Here is a 16,729-nt window from a genome sequence, read left to right as displayed (position 1 = left end):
GGTTTCGGCTAGCTCCGCTCGCCTTCGGGCCTGTCGGTCGCATAAGGCACGATCGAATAGCCCTGGCTGCGGCCGTCGCGCTCCTGGCGCAGTAGCCGGAACCCGGGTTCGTTGGGCGGCCGATTGACGATGAACGACATGCGCGGCGCTTCCCAGCCCTTGGTCGAATCGAAGGCGGTGACCCGGACATACATGTTGGGCATGGCTTTCCGGCAATTGTTGACTTCAAGCAAGATGCCCGCCGGGTCCTTCAGGTCGAACATCGGGTTGCCGTACATTTCCCAATAGGTGTTTCGCGGATGTGGATCGTCTGTGTACTCAACGCTGACCGCCCAGTGGTTTTTCAGGGCGTATTTGATCTGCGCCGAAATCTGCTCATCGGTCAGGTCGGGCAGGAACGAGAACTGTCCCTGCGTGACCTTGTTTCCCGGATTGGTCATCATGGCGACGGTTCCTTTCGTTAGAAGCTGGGCGTTGCGGTTGGCACGAAGTCGGCCGTGTCGGTCGATTCGTAGTTGAAGGTGACGTCCTTCCAGGTCTCCAGGGCCGCCTTCAGCGGCGTGCACCATCTGGCCGCCTGTTCGAGGATCTTGGTCCCTTCGCGCAGATAGTCGCGTCCCTCGTTGCGCGCGAGGATCATCGCTTCCAACGCGACGCGATTGGCCGTCGCGCCGGCCTGGATGCCGTCCGGATGGCCGATCGTGCCGCCGCCGAACTGCAGGATGACGTCCTCGCCGAGATAATGGATCAGCTGGTGCATCTGGCCGGCATGGATGCCGCCCGAGGCGACGGGCATCACCTTGTTGAGCGAGGCCCACTCCTGATCGAAGAATAGCCCGGTTTCGAGATTCTGCGGCGTGCGCTCCTCGCGCAGCGTGTCATAAAACCCCTTGATCATCAGCGGGTCGCCTTCCAGCTTGCCGACCACCGTGCCGGCATGGATGTGATCGACGCCGGCCATCCGCATCCATTTGCAGATGACCCGAAAATTCATGCCGTGGTTCTTCTGGCGCGAATAGGTCGAGTTGCCGGCGCGGTGCAGGTGCAGGATCATGTCGTTGCGGCGTGCCCATTTTGCCATCGACTGGATCGCCGTATAGCCAATGACCAGGTCGATCATGACGATGCAGGAGCCAAGCTGTTTTGCGAATTCGGCGCGCTCGTACATCTCCTCCATCGTGCCGGCGGTGACGTTGAGATAATGGCCCTTGACTTCGCCGGTGGCGGCCGACGCCTTGTTCACAGCCTCCATGCAGTAGAGGAAGCGGTCGCGCCAGTGCATGAAGGGCTGCGAGTTGATGTTCTCGTCGTCCTTGACGAAGTCGAGGCCACCCTTCAGCGCCTCGTAGACGACGCGGCCGTAGTTGCGGCCTGACAGGCCAAGCTTCGGCTTCGTCGTCGCGCCGAGCAGCGGCCGGCCGAACTTGTCGAGCCGTTCGCGTTCCACCACGATGCCGGTCGCCGGGCCCTGGAAGGTTTTGAGGTATGCCACCGGGATGCGCATGTCCTCAAGCCGCAAGGCCTTGACCGCCTTGAAGCCGAACACGTTGCCGATGATCGATGCAGTCAGGTTGGCGATTGAGCCCGGCTCGAACAGGTCGAGATCGTAGGCGATGTAGGCGAAGTACTGCTGCTCGGTCTTGGTGCCGGGACCTGTGTTCGGCACCGGTTCGGATTTGAACGCCTTGGCGCGGTAGAGCTCGCAAGCGGTCAGCCTGTCGGTCCAGACCACGGTCCATGTCGCGGTAGAGGATTCACCGGCGACAGCGGCGGCCGCCTCCTCGTGATCGACGCCGGGCTGCGGCGTGATCCGAAACATGGCGATCAGGTCGGTCTCCTTGGGCCGGTAATCCGGCTCCCAGTAGCCCATCTTCTTGTAGGGGATGACGCCCGACTTGTAGCGTTCCTTGCCTTCCTTGAGCGTGCCTGCTGACGGCATGTCGATCTTGTTCATGACAGGTCTCCTGTTTGCCGCTCAGGCGGCTTTCGCGGTTGCGATATGCGGGTCGAGTTTTCCCGCGGCGTAACGTTTCGCCATCTCGTCCATGGCGATAACCCTGATCTTCGAAGCGTTGCCCGCGGTGCCGAAGCGCTCGAAGCGATCGCGGCACAGGTCGCGCAAGGCGTCCATGGCGGGTTTCAGGAATTTGCGCGGATCGAATTCGCGCGGATCCTCCGTCGCGACGCGGCGGAACTGCCCGGCCATGGCCATGCGGCAATCGGTGTCGATGTTGACCTTGCGCACGCCGTAGCGGATGCCGCGCTCGATCTCCTCGACCGGAACGCCAAAGGTCTGGGGCATCGCGCCGCCATACTTGTTGATGATGTCCTGCAGTTCCTGCGGCACCGAGGAAGAGCCATGCATGACCAGATGCGTGTCGGGCAGCTTTTCGTGGATCGCCTCGATCACCTGCATGGCCAGGATGCCGCCGTCGGGCTTGCGGCTGAACTTGTAGGCGCCGTGCGAGGTGCCGCAGGCGATCGCCAGCGCGTCGACCCGGGTGGCGGTGACGAAGTCGACCGCCTGATCGGGATCGGTCAAAAGCTGGTCGTGGGAAAGCGCGCCTTCGGCGCCGTGCCCGTCCTCGGCCTCGCCCTGGCCGGTTTCCAGCGAGCCGAGCACGCCGAGCTCGCCTTCGACGGAAGCGCCGACCCAATGCGCCATGCGTGCGACACGCTCGGTGATGGCGACGTTGTACTCGTAGCTCGCCGGCGTCTTGGCGTCCGCCATCAGTGACCCGTCCATCATCACCGAGGTGAAGCCGTGGCGGATCGCCGAAAGGCAGGTGGCTTCGTTGTTGCCGTGATCCTGGTGGATGCAAAGCGGAATGGCCGGATGCATTTCGGTCAACGCCTCCATCATCTTGGCCAGCATGATGTCGTTGGCATAGGAGCGGGCGCCGCGCGAGGCCTGGATGATGACCGGCGCGTCGCAAGCCTTGGCCGCCTCCATGATGGCGAGGCCCTGTTCCATGTTGTTGATGTTGAATGCCGGAACGCCGTAGCCGTGCTCGGCGGCGTGGTCGAGAAGCTGGCGAAGGGTGATGCGGGCCATTGTCGGGTTCTCCTAAATGATGAGCTTCAGCGCCGCTGCGGCGACAGCTTCGGGCGTGATGGCGAAATGCCGGTAGAGATCCGGGGCAGGGGCGCTGGCGCCGAAACCGGCCATGCCGACGAAAGCGCCGGTGTCGCCGATCCAGCGGTCCCAGCCGAGCCGCGCCGCGGCTTCGACGGCGATGCGCGGGGCCGAGCCGAGGACGGCCTTGCGGGTATCGGCGTCCTGTTCCTCGAAGAGTTCCCAGCACGGCATCGAGACGACCGCGGCGGCGATGCCGTGCTCGGTTTCCAGCCGTTCGGCCGCGGCAACGGCGATCTCGACCTCCGAGCCGGTGGCGATCAGCGTCACGGCGCGATGCCCGGCTGGCTCGCGCAGGATGTAGGCGCCCCGGCTCGACCGGTTCTCGCCGCTGTGTGCCTCGTCGCTGTGTGCTTGGCGCAGCATTGGCAGGTTCTGGCGCGACAGCACCAGCACGCTCGGCCGGTTCTCGCTCTTCAGCGCCAGTTCCCAGCACTCCGCCGTTTCGATGATATCGGCCGGACGGAAGACGTTGAGGTTCGGCGTGGCCCGTAGCATCGCCAGGTGCTCGACCGGCTGGTGGGTCGGGCCGTCCTCGCCAAGGCCGATGGAATCGTGCGTCATCACATAGACGACGCGCTGGCCCATCAGCGCCGAGAGCCGCATCGCGCCGCGCGCATAGTCGGCGAAGCACAGGAACGTGCCGCCATAAGGCACAAAGCCGCCATGCAGCGCGATGCCGTTCATGGCCGCGGCCATGCCGTGCTCGCGGATGCCGTAGTGGATGTAACGGCCGGCATAGTCGTCCGGCGTTATGCGATCCATGCCCTTGGTGATCGTCAGGTTCGAATGCGTCAGATCGGCGGAGCCGCCGACGGTCAGCTCGGTTGCGGCATTGATCGTGCCGAGCGCCATTTCGGAAGCTTTTCGCGTTGCAACCTTGCTTGCCTTCTCGACATGCTCCTTGCGGAAAGCGCCGAGCGCTTCGAAGACCGCATCGGGCAGCTTGCCGGCGACCGCGCTCTCAAAGGCCTGGCGCCGCGGCGAGGCGGCAAGCCGCTGCTCCCAGGCATGCCGTGCCGCTTGTCCACGCTCGGCGATTTCGCGCCAGGCGAAAAGGATGTCGTCCGGCACCTCGAACGGCGCGTGGGACCAGCCGATGTTTTGACGCGTCGCGGAGATCTCCGCATCGCCCAGCGGTGCGCCATGCGTCTTTTCCGAACCGCCCAGATTGGGCGCGCCCTTGCCGATCACCGTGCGGCAGGCGATCAGGGACGGCCGATCCGACTGCTGGGCCGCTTCGATTGCGGCAGCGACCGCTCCCGTGTCGTGGCCGTCCACCGATTGGACATGCCATCCAGCGGCCTTGAACCGTGCCGGTTGGTCCATCGATGTCGACAGCGACGTCGGCCCGTCGATCGAGATCGCATTGTCGTCCCAGAAGACGATCAGCCGGGAGAGCTTCAGGTGGCCGGCAAGGTCGATCGCCTCGTGGCTGATGCCTTCCTGCAGGCAGCCGTCGCCGGCAATCACATAGGTGAAATGGTCGACGAGATCGGCGCCGTGACGGGCCGCGAGCATGCGCTCCGCCAGCGCCATGCCGACAGCAGTCGAAATGCCCTGTCCGAGCGGACCGGTCGTCGTCTCGATGCCGAGCGCATGGCCATATTCCGGATGCCCGGCGGTGCGGCTGCCCAGCTGGCGAAACCGCTGCAATTCCTCGATCGGCATGTCCTCGTAGCCGAGCAGGTAATGCAACGCATATTGCAGCATCGAGCCGTGCCCGGCCGAAAGCACGAAGCGGTCGCGATCGGGCCAGTCCGGCGTGGACGGATCGATGGTGATGAAGCGGCTGAACAGCACCGTCGCGACATCGGCCATGCCCATCGGCATGCCCGGATGACCGGAATTGGCCTTCTGGACGCTGTCCATCGCCAATGCGCGAATGGCGTTCGCCATGTCGCGCTCCGAGACGGCGGCGGCGACGGATTTCAGGGCTACTTGGCTGGTCATGGCGTCCTCCTCACGACACGCGTTTCTTGCGTTCGATCAACTGCAGGATGAGCGGCGTCAGGATCAGCTGCATGGCAAGGTCGAGCTTGTTGCCTGGCACCACTATGGAATTCGGCCGCGACATGAACGAGTCGTGGATCATCGAAAGCAGGTAGGGGAAATCGATGCCGCGGGGATTGGCGAAGCGGATGACCAGCATCGATTCGTCGGGCGTCGGAATCCAGCGCGCGATGAACGGGTTGGACGTGTCGACGATCGGCACGCGCTGGAAATTGATGGCGGTCTGCGAGAATTGCGGGACGATGTAGCGGACATAGTCTGGCATGCGGCGCAGGATGACGTCCATCACCGCCTCGGTGGAATAGCCGCGCGTTGCGCGGTCGCGATGGATCTTCTGGATCCACTCGAGATTTATGACCGGCACCACACCGATCTTGAGGTCCGCGTGCCTGGCCAGGTCGATCTTGTCGGTGACGACGCAGCCATGCAGGCCCTCGTAGAAGAGCAAGTCGCTCGGAGGGAATTCGCGCCATTCGGTGAATTGTCCCGGCGGCGTGCCGTATTGCTTCTCCTCGTCCTCGTCATGGATGTAGGTGCGGGTCTTTCCGGTTCCCCGGCGGCCATATTCCTCAAACACCTCTTCGAGGATTCCGAGTTCGTTGGCCGCGGCATTGAAGTGGGTGAAGTTCGGATTGCCCGCCTTCTCCTCCTCGGCCACCTTTGCCTTCATCGCGGTGCGGTCGTAGCGGTGAAAGGCGTCGCCCTCGATGAAGGCGGCCTCGATGTTCTCGCGCCGGAAGATCAGCTCGAAGACGCGCTTGACCGAGGTGGTGCCTGCGCCCGAAGACCCGGTGATGGTTATGATGGGGTGCTTTGCCGACATGTGCTCAGGCCCTGAAAAGGCCGCGGCGGCTGAACAGCGGCGCGCGTTCGCCGATTGCGCTGGGGTCGATGTGGTAGCGGGTGATGCGCGCGACTTCCCGCGCCGATCCGAAGACCACGGGCACGCGCTGGTGCAGGCTCTCGGGTTCGATTTCGAGGATGCGGGTGATGGTATCGGTGGCGGCGCCGGCCGCCTGTTCGACGAGATAGGCGATCGGGTTGGCCTCATAGACGAGGCGCAGCCGCCCCTGGCGGTAACCCTTGCGCTGGTCGCCTGGATACAGGAACACACCGCCGCGCATCAATATCCGATAGCAGTCTGCAACCAGGGATGCGATCCAGCGCATGTTGAAATCCTTTCCGCGTGGGCCTTCGGTGCCTTCGAGGCAGTCGTCGATGTAGAGCCGCACCGCCTCGTCCCAATGCCGGTAGTTGGCGGCGTTGATGGCGAACTCCTGGGTGCGCGCAGGGATGATCCGGCTCTCGTAGGCCTGGACGAAGGTGCCGAGCCTGGTCGAGAGAACGAAGACATGCGTGCCGCTGCCGAGCGACAGAACGAGCGCCAGTTGCGGCCCATAGATGAAGAAACCGGCACCCAGCAGGTTCACGCCCGCCTGCAGAAAAGAGGCGGCCGGATTCCCATCCGGCGCGCCAGTTGCAGGGAGGAGCGAGAAGATCGTTCCGATCGACACGTTGGTATCGATGTTGGAAGAGCCGTCGAGCGGATCGATGGCGATGGCGAGAGGCGCCTGGCTGTCGAGCAGGACCGGCTGCTCCAGTTCCTCGGAGGCGTAGAGCGCGACCGGAGCGTGGCGCATGGCGTCGAGGAAGATGTCGTCGGCGAAGATGTCGAGGTCCTTCTGGATGTCGCCGTCTGCGTTGGCGCCGCGGGTCCCGGCAAAGGCGGTGCCGAGCACCCCTTGATTGATGGTGTTGCGGATCTTGGTAGCGGCCTGCGTCAGCTGACGGATGGTCGCGACGACCGCGGAGCGCAGTTCGTCGGGCGGGCCGAGATAGGAATTCAGAAAAGCGTCGAGCGTTGCCGCTGGCATCGTAACCTCCCGATCCAGCCGCATCTCCTCGGAGGCCGGATTGGGGAATGAAAACAAACGACGTCTGATAAGTAAAATTCAATAACTTTACTTCCTCAGTAAAAAAATTTTAGTATGGCGTATGAGAAACCTCACGCTCAAGCAATTCAAGACCGTTCAGGCGATCATCAGCCATGGAAAAATCGTCAGTGCGGCCAAGGTGTTAGGCCTGTCTCCTCCAGCGGTGACGATCCAATTGCGGCAGGTGGAGGAGGAGTTCCAATTGGCCCTGTTCGACCGGACGTCGGACGGCATGCGTCCCACTGCCGCAGGTCTGGCCTTCGTCGAGACGGCGCAAGCCATCGAGGAGCGGCTTCGTCTGCTCGAAGACAAGATGGATGCGATCAAGGGCGTGCGCACCGGCAGCTTGAGGCTCGGCGTCGTTTCCACCGCCAAATATTTCGCGCCGCGGCTGATGGCCGGCTTCATGAAGGAGCATCCGGACATCGACATGCGGCTCGCCATCGGCAACCGAGCCGAAACCATCGACAGTCTGAAGAACCACGACATCGACATCGCGCTGATGGGACGCCCGGCGAAGGAAGTCCCGGTGCGTGCCTCGGTCTTCGGCGATCATCCGCTGGTCATCGTCGCGCCGCCCGACCACCCGCTGGCGTCGGCACGCGACATTTCCAAGGAGCGGATCGCCGAAGAGCATTTCCTCATTCGTGAGCCCGGTTCGGGCACGCGCATCTCGCTGGAAATATTCCTGAGCGACGTGCCCGGCCGCATCGACGATCTCGGCGTCGAGATGGGCTCGAACGAGACGATCAAGCAGGCGGTGATGGCCGGGCTCGGCATCGCCTTCATCTCCGCCCACACCATCGCCGCGGAAACCGAAGCCGGCCGGCTGGTCATCCTCGACGTTGTCGGCATGCCGATCCGCCGGCAGTGGTTTTCGGTGATGCGCACCGATCACGCGGTCTCGCCGGCCATGGCGACGTTCCACGATTTCCTGATGCGCAAGGGCGCGATGTACCTGCCCCTGTTCGGCAAGCTCTATCGGCACGACGAGCCGAACATCAGGGATCGCGCGAGTTAAGGCGCGCGGCCGCCCTGCATACGGCATGCGTTAGTTCGACTTGCCGAGAGCTTTCAGGATAAAGCGAATCTGCTCGCGCAGGGCCGCTTCGGTGTCTTCGCCGTTTTGAACGCACTGCTCGATCAGAATCGGGTGGAAGAACGGCGTGAACGCGGTCCTGACCGCACGCGCCGCTCCCGAGGGATCTTCGACCTTGAGTTCGCCCGCTTCGATGCCCTCGCGGATGATCGCCTCGAAGATCGTCGCCATCCGCTCGACATGCGCCCTGACGATCGCCCAGTTTTCCTGCATGGCGGCGACAATCAAGGCGTGCATGCGCTTTTCCTTGGCCAGTTTCGTCTTGTTGTGGTGGTGAACGGCAGTCAGGAGCCGGTCGAGCTTCTCCGAGGCTGGCGCGTTCGCGCGTGCGATCGCAAAGGCGATGTCAACGACCTCGTTCATGACCCGCCCGCAGATGGCCTCGTTGATCGCACCCCTGGAGGGGAAGAAACGGTAGACGTTCGCCGGGCTCATGCCCAGTACAGTGGCGATGTCGGCCACCGACGTCTTGTGGTAGCCGATGCGACGATAGTGCTCCTCCGCTACGTCCAGGATGCGCGCACGCACCTCGTCGGGATCAGTTCGCGTTCGGACCGGGCGATTCACGGATGTCTCCAGAACTGATGAAGCGATCTGCCGGATTCGCCGTGGATCATCTGTAAGCGGTAAGACGTGCAGCTGGCCCTGCGTATGTTCAGGCAAAGCCGGGGGCGAGAACTTGACCCGTCTCCTCTGACAAAAGGGCCTCACTCGGCAGCCATTGCTATTCGCTGTTCCGGTTCCTCCGTCGATACCTCATGGTTCTCATCGGCAGTCGGCCTGATCCGGAACCACGCGGCATAGAGCGCGGGAAGGAAGAGCAAGATCAGCACCGTGCCGACCGCCGTGCCGCCGATCAGCGTATAGGCCATCGATCCCCAGAAGACGGAGCTCGTGAGGGGGATGAAGGCCAGCACGGCGGCGAGTGCCGTCAGGATCACGGGCCTCGTGCGTTGCACCGTGGCCTCGATGACGGCGTGATAGTCGTCAAGGCCGGCAGCACGGTTCTCCTTGATCTGTTCAGTCAGGATCAGCGTGTTGCGCATGAGGATGCCGGCCAGTCCTATCATGCCCAGAATGGCGTTGAAGCCGAAGGGCTGGTTGAAGGTGAGCAGCATCGGCACGACGCCGACCAGGCCAAGCGGCGCCGTCAGCATGACCATGGACATCGTCGAGAAGGACCGCACCTGCAGCATGATAACGATCAGCATGGCGGCTATCATGACCGGGAAGACTTTGGCTAGCGCGGTGTTGGCCTTTTCAGCCTCCTCGATCGATCCGCCCAATTCGATGCGATAGCCGGCCGGAAGGGATGCGATCAGCGGCTGAAGCGCCTTCATGATCTCCCTGGAAACCTCAGGAGGCTGGGTCGCCTCATTGATGTCCGAGCGGATCGTGATGACGGACGTGCGATCGCGGCGCTTGAGGATCGGCTCTTCTAGACGAATTTCCGAATGGCCGATCTGGTCGAGCGGTATCGAGCGGCCGTCCCGGCTCATCAGGGAGAAGTCCGCCAAACGCGCCGGATCCAGCCGCTCGCCGCCGGCGCTGCGTGCCACGACGGGGACATTGCGGATGTCTTCGCGAACCTGCGTAACGGGGATGCCGGTGAGCAGGAACTGTAGTTGCTGGGCCACTTCAGCCGGCGAGAGGCCAATGAGGCTCAGCCGATCCTGGTCGGGGACGAAGCGGAGCACAGGCGTGCGATTGCCCCAGTCGCGGCTGGCCTGCCGCACGTCCGGAACGCCCCGCATGATGTCGAGGGCCTTTTCGGAAATGCTGTACAGTTGCGCGGAATCGGGTCCCATGACCCGGAACTCGACCGGGAACGGCGTGTAGGGGCCGAACACGAGCTGCGTGACGCGCACATAGGCCTCGGGTGCAAGCCCCTGTGATACCGCCTCTCGGAGCCGGTGCTTCAAAGCCTCACGTGCCTCGGCGTCCGGGGTCAGCACGACAACCTTGGCGAAGGCAGGATCAGGCAGCTCCGGCGCCATCGCGAAGAAGAAGCGCGGAGCGCCCTGACCGACATAGCTCGTGACGATTTCGGCCTCGGGCTGTTCGTCCAGCCAGTCTTCGAGCTTCTTCACTGTGGCGGTTGTCGTCTCGATGCTGGTGCCTTCCGGCAGGCGAACCTCCACCAGCACTTCGGGGCGGTCGGATGTCGGGAAGAACTGCTGTTTGAGGGAACCCATGCCGACAACGGAAAGTGCGAAGGCGATAGCAACGATACCGGAGGTTGCGAACTTGTGGCGCACAGCAAAGGTGATGAGCCGCCGCAGGCGCCGATAGTTCGGTGTGTTGTAGATCGCGTGGTGGCCGCCTTCGACCGGTTTGATCTCGGGCAGCATCTTAACGCCAAGATAGGGCGTGAAGATCACCGCGACGATCCAGGAGACGATGAGGGCGAACCCCACGACCCAAAAGATGTTGCCGGCGTATTCGCCCGCCGTCGAGCGCGCGAAGCCCACCGGCAGGAAGCCGGCGATCGTGACGAGGGTTCCCGACAGCATCGGCGCCGCGGTGTGGCTCCACGCATAGGCCGCCGCCTTTATGCGATCCATTCCCTCTTCCATCTTCACCACCATCACCTCGATGGCGATGATGGCATCGTCCACGAGAAGGCCAAGCGCCAGGATGAGGGCGCCAAGCGTGATGCGGTCGAAGAACCGACCGGTTTCCAGCATGATGAGGAACACGACGGCAAGCGTCAGAGGGACGGCGGCCGCGACGACGATGCCGACGCGCCAACCCATGCTGATCAGGGCGATCAGCAGCACCACGCCGAGCGCCATCGCGAATTTCATCATGAATTCGTCAACCGCCGAGGTGATGTTGACGGCCTGGTCGCTCACCTTGTCGAGCGTCATCCCGAGCGGCAGTGTCTGTGCGATGGCCGCTGTCCTGTCCTCCAGCGCCTTGCCGAGCGCGAGGCCGTCCCAGCCCTCCTGCATGACCGCCGCGAGCATGATCGTGGGCTCGCCCTGGCGTCGGATGAGATAGGTGGGAGGGTCCTCGTAGCCTCGGCGGACCTCGGCGATGTCGGAGAGCTTCAACGTCCGCCCGGCAGCGACGATCGGCGTGTCGACGATCCCCTGGACACTGTCATAGGCGCCGTCGACCCGGATGAAGACTCGCGGCCCCTTTGTGTCGATCGAGCCCGCCGGCGTGACGGTGTTCTGCCGCTGCAAGGCGGCGACGATGTCCTGTGCCGACACGCCGAGGGTCGTCAGTTTGGCATAGGAAAACTCGACGAATATCTGTTCGGGACGTTCACCGAGAATATTGATCTTTTTGACGCCGGGCACATGCAGTAGGTCCTGGCGGATCACTTCGGCCTGCCTGGCCAGTTCACGCATCGGCATGCCCTTGGCCTTCAGCGCATAAAGGGCGAAGCTCACGTCCGAGTATTCGTCGTTGACGAAGGGGCCATAGACGCCCGGCGGCAGGTTGCGGGCTTCATCCCCGAGCTTCTTGCGGGCCTGGTAGAATTCCTCCTGGACGACAGATGGCGGTGTGTTGTCCTTCAGCGTGACAGTCATATACGCATAGCCTGGCCGTGTGGTCGTCTCCACCCGGTCGTACCAGGCCAGCTCCTGCAGCCGCTTCTCCAGCGGTTCGGCGACGAGATCCTGCATCTCATGTGCCGTCGCGCCCGGCCAGGCCGTCGTGACCGTCAGGGTCTTGATGGTGAAGTTGGGATCCTCCGCCCGTCCGAGCATGAGGAACGCATAGGCGCCGGCGGCCACAAGCAGGAGGATGAAGAACAGGGTGACGGCCCGTTCGCGAACGGCGATTGCGGAAAGATTGAGGTTCATCCCTTGTCTCCGCTTTCAGACGCAGTCCTGACGCGCGCGCCCTCCTGCAGGAGATGGGCGCCGAGCGAAACGATCGGGTCGTTTGAGTTCAGTCCGGTGACCACGGCGGTTTCGCTGGTCACCCGAACAAGCTGGACGGGCTGAAATTTCACCGTCGAGGTGGCGCTGTCCAAGACCCAGACGCCGGTCTTTTCACCGTCGTCGAGCACGGCTCCCAGCGGCACCTGGACTTCCGCCTGGCGTGCCGGGCTCGCAAGCCGAACGGTTACCGTCGCGCCAAGCGGCGCTGCCGCGGCCTCACCGTCGAGCACATAACGCGCCTCATAAGTACGGGTACGGACATCGGCAGAGTTCGACAATTGCCGGAGACGTGCCGTATAGCGACGCCCATCGCCACCATACACGCTGGCCTCGGCCGCCGACCCGATCGCCGGCCGGATTGTTTCGGGAAGCGCGACCACCGCTTCGCGGGGGCCAGCCTTGGCGACCCGCACCACCGCCTGGCCGGCGGAGACGACCTGCCCCGGCTCCCCAAGCGTCTCAACCACCGTTCCATCCGCGTCCGCCAAGAGGACCGCGTAGGCTGCCTCGTTCTCGGCGACCCTTGCCTCCGCGGCGGCGGCGGCGAGTTGCGCCTTGGCCGTATCCAGCGCGGCCGTCGCCTGCTCGTAGCGCTGTCGGGGGACAAATCCATCCTTAAGCAAACTGGCGTATCGCCGTTCGTCCGGTTCCGTCTGAACGACCATCGCACGCGCTGCGGCAACGGCGTTGCGCTTCGCCGTGAGCGCGAGGCGAAGGTCGGTATCGTCGATCCGCATCAGCGGCTGACCGGCCTTGACCTCCTGACCGACGTCCACGAGCCGTTCCACGATCTTGCCTGGTACGCGAAAGCCGAGATTGCTCTCAACCCTCGCTCCGATGATGCCGGTGAAGCTGCGCTCGGATCCGGTCACCGGCGCTGCCGTCACCAATCTGACGATCGGCGGTTCCTGCCTCGGGTCGCTCACGGCAGCGGCTTCCTGCGTGGGAAGTATGGCGAATGCCGCCGCCCCTGACATCGCGATCAGGACGCTCCCCAGCACAATAGCGGGTCTCTTTTTCACGTTCGTCGCCTCTCAAAATAGATTGCGTTTGACCCTCTACATCGGCCCCACGGACGCGAGTCCTCGGCCAGCAGCAGGCAGGCTGCCGCCTGCAAGTCGGGTCGGTGCATTGGCATCGGCTCGCAGGTGCATGTCAGCCTCGGTCGAGACCGTCACCTCCTCGCCGGACCGCGAGAACGCGTAGAGCGGGCCGCGGTGGCCCGGCATCGAAAAGGCTACGGAGTCGCCGTCGGCGAGGCCCATGACGACGCGCTGCTGATCGCCGCCGGTCTTCGGCGCGAAGGTGGCGGTGACCTCCAGGAGGTCGCCGTCGACCGGGAGGTAATAGACGACCATGTCGAGGTGTCCCTCGTGCAGGCTGCCGCCTTCGATCGGGCGTCCTATGGTGGCTTCCTCGGCAAATGCCGGGGCGGCAAGAAACAGCGCGGCCAAAACTGAGGCACTCAAGGTTTTGCGGATCATCTCGTATCTCCTCTTTTAAATTACGTTCGAACTCTATATATAAGTTAGATTACGAATGCAATCTAAAAAATGAAAATAATGATGCCGGTGAGGTGCTGCGGAAAACCGCGAAACGCCGATCAATGTGGCAGGCCGGCTTTTCGGGAGCGCGGCTTTGACGGCATCGGCCTTAAAGGAGATGATGGAGGGTGCCGGGCTGACCCAAGGCGCGTTTACAAGCAGTACGCATCCAAGGACGATCTGGGGCGCAGGCGTCCAGGCGGGCGATGGAGAGCGCCAGGCAGGGCGCCGACGTGAAGGCATCATTCGAAGCCGGGATCAGGGAATATCCTGGGATGCTCGGTAGGCGGGTTGGCGAGGGCCCAGGCAACGAGCCCAGCAGCAGGGAGCCTGTTTGGACTGGGGACATCGCGAACAGGTGTGCGAGGACATCGCGAACAGTTTTGCCATTCTGTCGACAACGGCCGGTACGGCGCTCCTCTCGCGAGCCGTCAACGACGAGCGGCTGTCGAGGCGGCTCCTCTGCAAGCGGCCGCAGAGAGCGCGCTGATGGGGTGTCCGCGGGCGATGCCAGCATGGCCACGGGCTTGCGTAGCCGCAGTCAGGTTACGCTGCGGGCCGCTGACTGCGCTTCTGCTAGCCTACAATTGGTTCGGCGACAGCTTCTTCGAGGCCAGTTGCCGCCTGGGCGGCAAGACCGCGGGCCGCTGCTTGTGAATCGTAGAATTCCTCAAGTGCATAGACCTTGCCCCACCGCAGTGTGAATACGTGGAGCCCACTGTTGACGTAGGACGCGTCGCCGTTGAGCAGCGTTGCGGTGCCGTCCCACTGGGCAAATACGGTGGTATGCCACGGCCAGCCCTTCACCCAGACGTGGTTGACCGTGAGATGGAGATTGGGCAGGACGCGGCCGAGGCGCTCAAACCAGCGGCGCACGGCTTCCTTGTCGTGGCGCTCACCGCCAAGCGCGTGGGCGCCGGAAACGCGGTGATGGACATGCGGCACGAGTGCTTTCACCGCCTCATCCCAGCGATGGTTGTTGACGTGGTCGAAGCTCTGCCGGATCGATTTCTCGACAACATAACTGTATAGCATCTGACCTCTCCTCCAAATTTGTTCGATGCGTGATCGAGGCACCGTGCGCAGCCGAATTGGATTGCGTTCGTACTCTATACCTGCTATAGATGTCGAACGCAAGCTAAATAACGGAGGTCGACATGCGTGTGAGTCGCATTCAGGCGGCGGAAAACCGCGAAACCGTGATCAATGTGGCAAGCCGGCTTTTTCGGGAGCGCGGCTTTGACGGCATCGGCCTTAAGGACCTGATGCAGGCTGCCGGGCTGACCCAGGGCGCGTTCTACAAGCAGTTCGCCTCCAAGGACGATCTGGCGGTGCAGGCGTCGAGGCGGGCGATGGAGAGCGCCACCCTGCGGTGGTCGGCCGCGACTGCGGCAAAATCCGAGGATCCGCTTGGCGCGGTGATCGCATTCTACCTCAGTATGGACCATCGCGGAGAAAAGATGGACGGCTGCCCGATTGTCGCGCTCGGTTCGGATGCCGCCAGACAGGGCAGCGACGTGAAAGCATCGTTCGAAGCCGGGATCAAGGAGCATCTCGAAATCCTCGGCCGTTTCATTGCCGAGGCCAATGGTGAGCAGCCCGATAGAAAGGCTATGGCCATTCTCTCGACGATGGTCGGTGCGCTGACGCTATCGCGCGTCGTCAACGACCCGGACCTCGCCCAGGCCTTTCTGGACGCGGCGACCGAACAGGTTCGCGAAGCAGCCGCCGCTTGAACGGCGTGCGCAGCGCTGGCGGCGCACCCGAATTGATAGGAAAATAGATGCGACGGATTGTTGTTACAGGCATGGGAGCGGTCACGCCCCTTGCTGCCGATGTCGACGCGTCGTGGTCGCGGCTCATGGCCGGTCGCTCGGGCATCCGCAGGCTTCCGGACGATATGGTGGGAGACCTCCCGGCCAAGATCGGAGGGGTGGTTCCCTCGCTGGAAGACGATCCGGACGCTGGTTTCGATCCGGATACCGTCCTGGCTGCGAAGGACCAGCGCAAGGTAGACCGGTTCATCATCTTCGGGCTCGCCGCTGCACAAGAGGCCCTCGCGCAAGCAGGATGGGCGCCCGTCTCGGAAGCGGATCGCCTGCGTACGGCCGCGATCATCGCGTCCGGCATCGGCGGGTTCCCCGCCATAACCGAGGCGGTGCGCACGGTCGACCAGCGCGGCGTCCGCCGCCTATCGCCGTTTACGGTACCGTCCTTCCTGGTAAACCTCGCGGCGGGCCACATCTCGATCCGCCATGGCTTCAAGGGGCCGCTCGGCGCACCGGTGACGGCGTGCGCGGCCGGCATCCAGGCGATCGGCGATGCGGCTCGCCTCATCCGCGCCAACGAAGCCGATATCGCCGTGTGCGGCGGAACCGAAGCCTGCATGAACATCGTCAGTCTCGGTGGTTTTGCTGCCGCACGCTCTCTTTCGACCGGCTTCAACTGGGCGCCGGCTCAAGCGTCACGGCCTTTCGACGTGTCGCGGGACGGCTTCGTCATGGGCGAAGGGGCCGGCATCCTGGTCATCGAGGAACTGAGCCACGCGATTGCGCGTGGTGCGAAACCGCTCGCCGAGCTCGTCGGCTACGGCACGACGGCGGATGCGCATCACGTCACCTCCGGTCCCGAGGACGGCGACGGGGCGCGGAGGGCCATGCAGATCGCAATCGCCCAAGCAGGAATTTCGCCGCGCGAGATATCTCATCTCAACGCGCATGCGACCTCCACGCCTGTCGGTGATCTCGGGGAAATCGCTGCGATCAAAACACTCTTCGGCGCAGATTCCACCATTGCTGTTAGTGCAACGAAATCGGCGACCGGACACCTGCTCGGCGCCGCCGGCGGGCTTGGAGCCATCTTCGCAATCCTGGCGCTCAGGGATCAGGTGGCGCCGCCAACTCTCAATCTGGGCGTGCCGGATCCAGCCGGCGACGGCATCGACTTCGTCGCAAACCAGGCCCGCCCGATGGCAATGGACTACGCGATCGCCAATGGCTTCGGCTTTGGCGGCGTCAACGCCAGTGCGCTATTCCGGCGCTGGACGGACGAGTTGGCCGGCGCGAACGCCAGAGGCGCTCATAACTGACTCCGACCTTTCGTGC

The 16,729-nt window shown here is 63.5% G+C and carries 14 protein-coding genes and 1 pseudogene; 4 read left to right on the top strand and 11 right to left on the bottom strand.

Features of this window, described 5'->3' with window-relative positions; translation table 11 throughout:
- Positions 1-8: 8 nt before the first annotated feature.
- From E5X88_RS25600 to E5X88_RS25575, 6 genes are read right to left on the bottom strand one after another with little or no spacing between them, the layout of a single operon-like run.
- Entirely contained in the window at positions 9-443 is a 435-nt protein-coding gene (locus tag E5X88_RS25600; protein WP_127206186.1) for a ribulose bisphosphate carboxylase small subunit, read from the bottom strand.
- Positions 444-460: 17 nt separating this feature from the next.
- Entirely contained in the window at positions 461-1,939 is a 1,479-nt protein-coding gene (locus E5X88_RS25595) for a ribulose-bisphosphate carboxylase large subunit (RefSeq protein ID WP_292166307.1), read from the bottom strand.
- A gap of 36 nt (positions 1,940-1,975) precedes the next feature.
- A complete protein-coding gene (fba, locus tag E5X88_RS25590) occupies positions 1,976-3,055 on the bottom strand; it encodes a class II fructose-bisphosphate aldolase (protein ID WP_292166196.1) in 1,080 nt (359 codons plus the stop codon).
- A 12-nt stretch (positions 3,056-3,067) separates the two neighbouring features.
- Positions 3,068-5,089, bottom strand: coding sequence for a transketolase (tkt, locus tag E5X88_RS25585; protein ID WP_292166195.1), 2,022 nt, complete (start codon positions 5,087-5,089; stop codon positions 3,068-3,070).
- 10 nt (positions 5,090-5,099) lie between these two features.
- Positions 5,100-5,972, bottom strand: coding sequence for a phosphoribulokinase (locus E5X88_RS25580; RefSeq protein WP_292166194.1), 873 nt, complete (start codon positions 5,970-5,972; stop codon positions 5,100-5,102).
- Between the two features lie 4 nt (positions 5,973-5,976).
- Positions 5,977-7,023 (bottom strand): class 1 fructose-bisphosphatase, encoded by a 1,047-nt coding sequence (locus E5X88_RS25575; protein ID WP_292166193.1) that lies wholly within the window; start codon positions 7,021-7,023, stop codon positions 5,977-5,979.
- Between the two features lie 121 nt (positions 7,024-7,144).
- Between E5X88_RS25575 and E5X88_RS25570 the strand changes: the two genes are divergently transcribed.
- The gene (locus E5X88_RS25570; protein WP_292166192.1) at positions 7,145-8,104 is read left to right on the top strand and encodes a LysR family transcriptional regulator; all 960 of its coding nucleotides are present in this window, start codon (positions 7,145-7,147) and stop codon (positions 8,102-8,104) included.
- Between the two features lie 30 nt (positions 8,105-8,134).
- On the opposite strand, the gene E5X88_RS25565 is transcribed toward E5X88_RS25570, so the two are convergent.
- The 4 genes from E5X88_RS25565 to E5X88_RS25550 all read right to left on the bottom strand — a co-directional run bounded on the left by E5X88_RS25565 (position 8,135) and on the right by E5X88_RS25550 (position 13,565).
- Complete coding sequence (locus tag E5X88_RS25565; protein WP_292166191.1) at positions 8,135-8,749, bottom strand: TetR/AcrR family transcriptional regulator; 615 nt, start codon at positions 8,747-8,749, stop codon at positions 8,135-8,137.
- Positions 8,750-8,889: 140 nt separating this feature from the next.
- Entirely contained in the window at positions 8,890-12,000 is a 3,111-nt protein-coding gene (locus E5X88_RS25560) for an efflux RND transporter permease subunit (protein WP_292166190.1), read from the bottom strand.
- Positions 11,997-13,103 (bottom strand): efflux RND transporter periplasmic adaptor subunit, encoded by a 1,107-nt coding sequence (locus E5X88_RS25555; protein ID WP_292166189.1) that lies wholly within the window; start codon positions 13,101-13,103, stop codon positions 11,997-11,999. The genes E5X88_RS25560 and E5X88_RS25555 overlap by 4 nt, the downstream gene beginning before the upstream one ends.
- 36 nt (positions 13,104-13,139) lie before the next feature.
- Positions 13,140-13,565, bottom strand: a complete 426-nt coding sequence (locus tag E5X88_RS25550) for a hypothetical protein (protein ID WP_292166188.1) — start codon at positions 13,563-13,565, stop codon at positions 13,140-13,142.
- A 118-nt stretch (positions 13,566-13,683) separates the two neighbouring features.
- Between E5X88_RS25550 and E5X88_RS25545 the strand changes: the two are divergent.
- A pseudogene (locus E5X88_RS25545) lies at positions 13,684-14,115 on the top strand (hypothetical protein).
- An 86-nt stretch (positions 14,116-14,201) separates the two neighbouring features.
- On the opposite strand, the gene E5X88_RS25540 reads toward E5X88_RS25545, so the two are convergent.
- Positions 14,202-14,660, bottom strand: coding sequence for a nuclear transport factor 2 family protein (locus E5X88_RS25540; RefSeq protein ID WP_292166187.1), 459 nt, complete (start codon positions 14,658-14,660; stop codon positions 14,202-14,204).
- A gap of 122 nt (positions 14,661-14,782) precedes the next feature.
- Between E5X88_RS25540 and E5X88_RS25535 the strand changes: the two genes are divergently transcribed.
- The gene (locus E5X88_RS25535; RefSeq protein WP_292166186.1) at positions 14,783-15,361 is read left to right on the top strand and encodes a TetR/AcrR family transcriptional regulator; all 579 of its coding nucleotides are present in this window, start codon (positions 14,783-14,785) and stop codon (positions 15,359-15,361) included.
- A gap of 47 nt (positions 15,362-15,408) precedes the next feature.
- The gene (gene fabF / locus E5X88_RS25530) at positions 15,409-16,713 is read left to right on the top strand and encodes a beta-ketoacyl-ACP synthase II (RefSeq protein WP_292166185.1); all 1,305 of its coding nucleotides are present in this window, start codon (positions 15,409-15,411) and stop codon (positions 16,711-16,713) included.
- Positions 16,714-16,729 lie beyond the last annotated feature (16 nt).

The sequence above is a fragment of the Mesorhizobium sp. genome, from assembly GCF_004962245.1.
Lineage (GTDB): Bacteria > Pseudomonadota > Alphaproteobacteria > Rhizobiales > Rhizobiaceae > Mesorhizobium.
Note: the sequence above shows the minus strand (reverse complement) of the source record. Positions and strands in the feature narration are given on the sequence as shown.

Coding starts and splice junctions, on each gene's coding strand:
- E5X88_RS25600 (WP_127206186.1), bottom strand. CDS start 443: ATGATGACCAATCCGGGAAACAAGGTCACGCAGGGACAGTTCTCGTTC.
- E5X88_RS25595 (WP_292166307.1), bottom strand. CDS start 1,939: ATGCCGTCAGCAGGCACGCTCAAGGAAGGCAAGGAACGCTACAAGTCG.
- fba (WP_292166196.1), bottom strand. CDS start 3,055: ATGGCCCGCATCACCCTTCGCCAGCTTCTCGACCACGCCGCCGAGCAC.
- tkt (WP_292166195.1), bottom strand. CDS start 5,089: ATGACCAGCCAAGTAGCCCTGAAATCCGTCGCCGCCGCCGTCTCGGAG.
- E5X88_RS25580 (WP_292166194.1), bottom strand. CDS start 5,972: ATGTCGGCAAAGCACCCCATCATAACCATCACCGGGTCTTCGGGCGCA.
- E5X88_RS25575 (WP_292166193.1), bottom strand. CDS start 7,023: ATGCCAGCGGCAACGCTCGACGCTTTTCTGAATTCCTATCTCGGCCCG.
- E5X88_RS25570 (WP_292166192.1), top strand. CDS start 7,145: ATGAGAAACCTCACGCTCAAGCAATTCAAGACCGTTCAGGCGATCATC.
- E5X88_RS25560 (WP_292166190.1), bottom strand. CDS start 12,000: ATGAACCTCAATCTTTCCGCAATCGCCGTTCGCGAACGGGCCGTCACC.
- E5X88_RS25550 (WP_292166188.1), bottom strand. CDS start 13,565: ATGATCCGCAAAACCTTGAGTGCCTCAGTTTTGGCCGCGCTGTTTCTT.
- E5X88_RS25540 (WP_292166187.1), bottom strand. CDS start 14,660: ATGCTATACAGTTATGTTGTCGAGAAATCGATCCGGCAGAGCTTCGAC.
- E5X88_RS25535 (WP_292166186.1), top strand. CDS start 14,783: ATGCGTGTGAGTCGCATTCAGGCGGCGGAAAACCGCGAAACCGTGATC.
- fabF (WP_292166185.1), top strand. CDS start 15,409: ATGCGACGGATTGTTGTTACAGGCATGGGAGCGGTCACGCCCCTTGCT.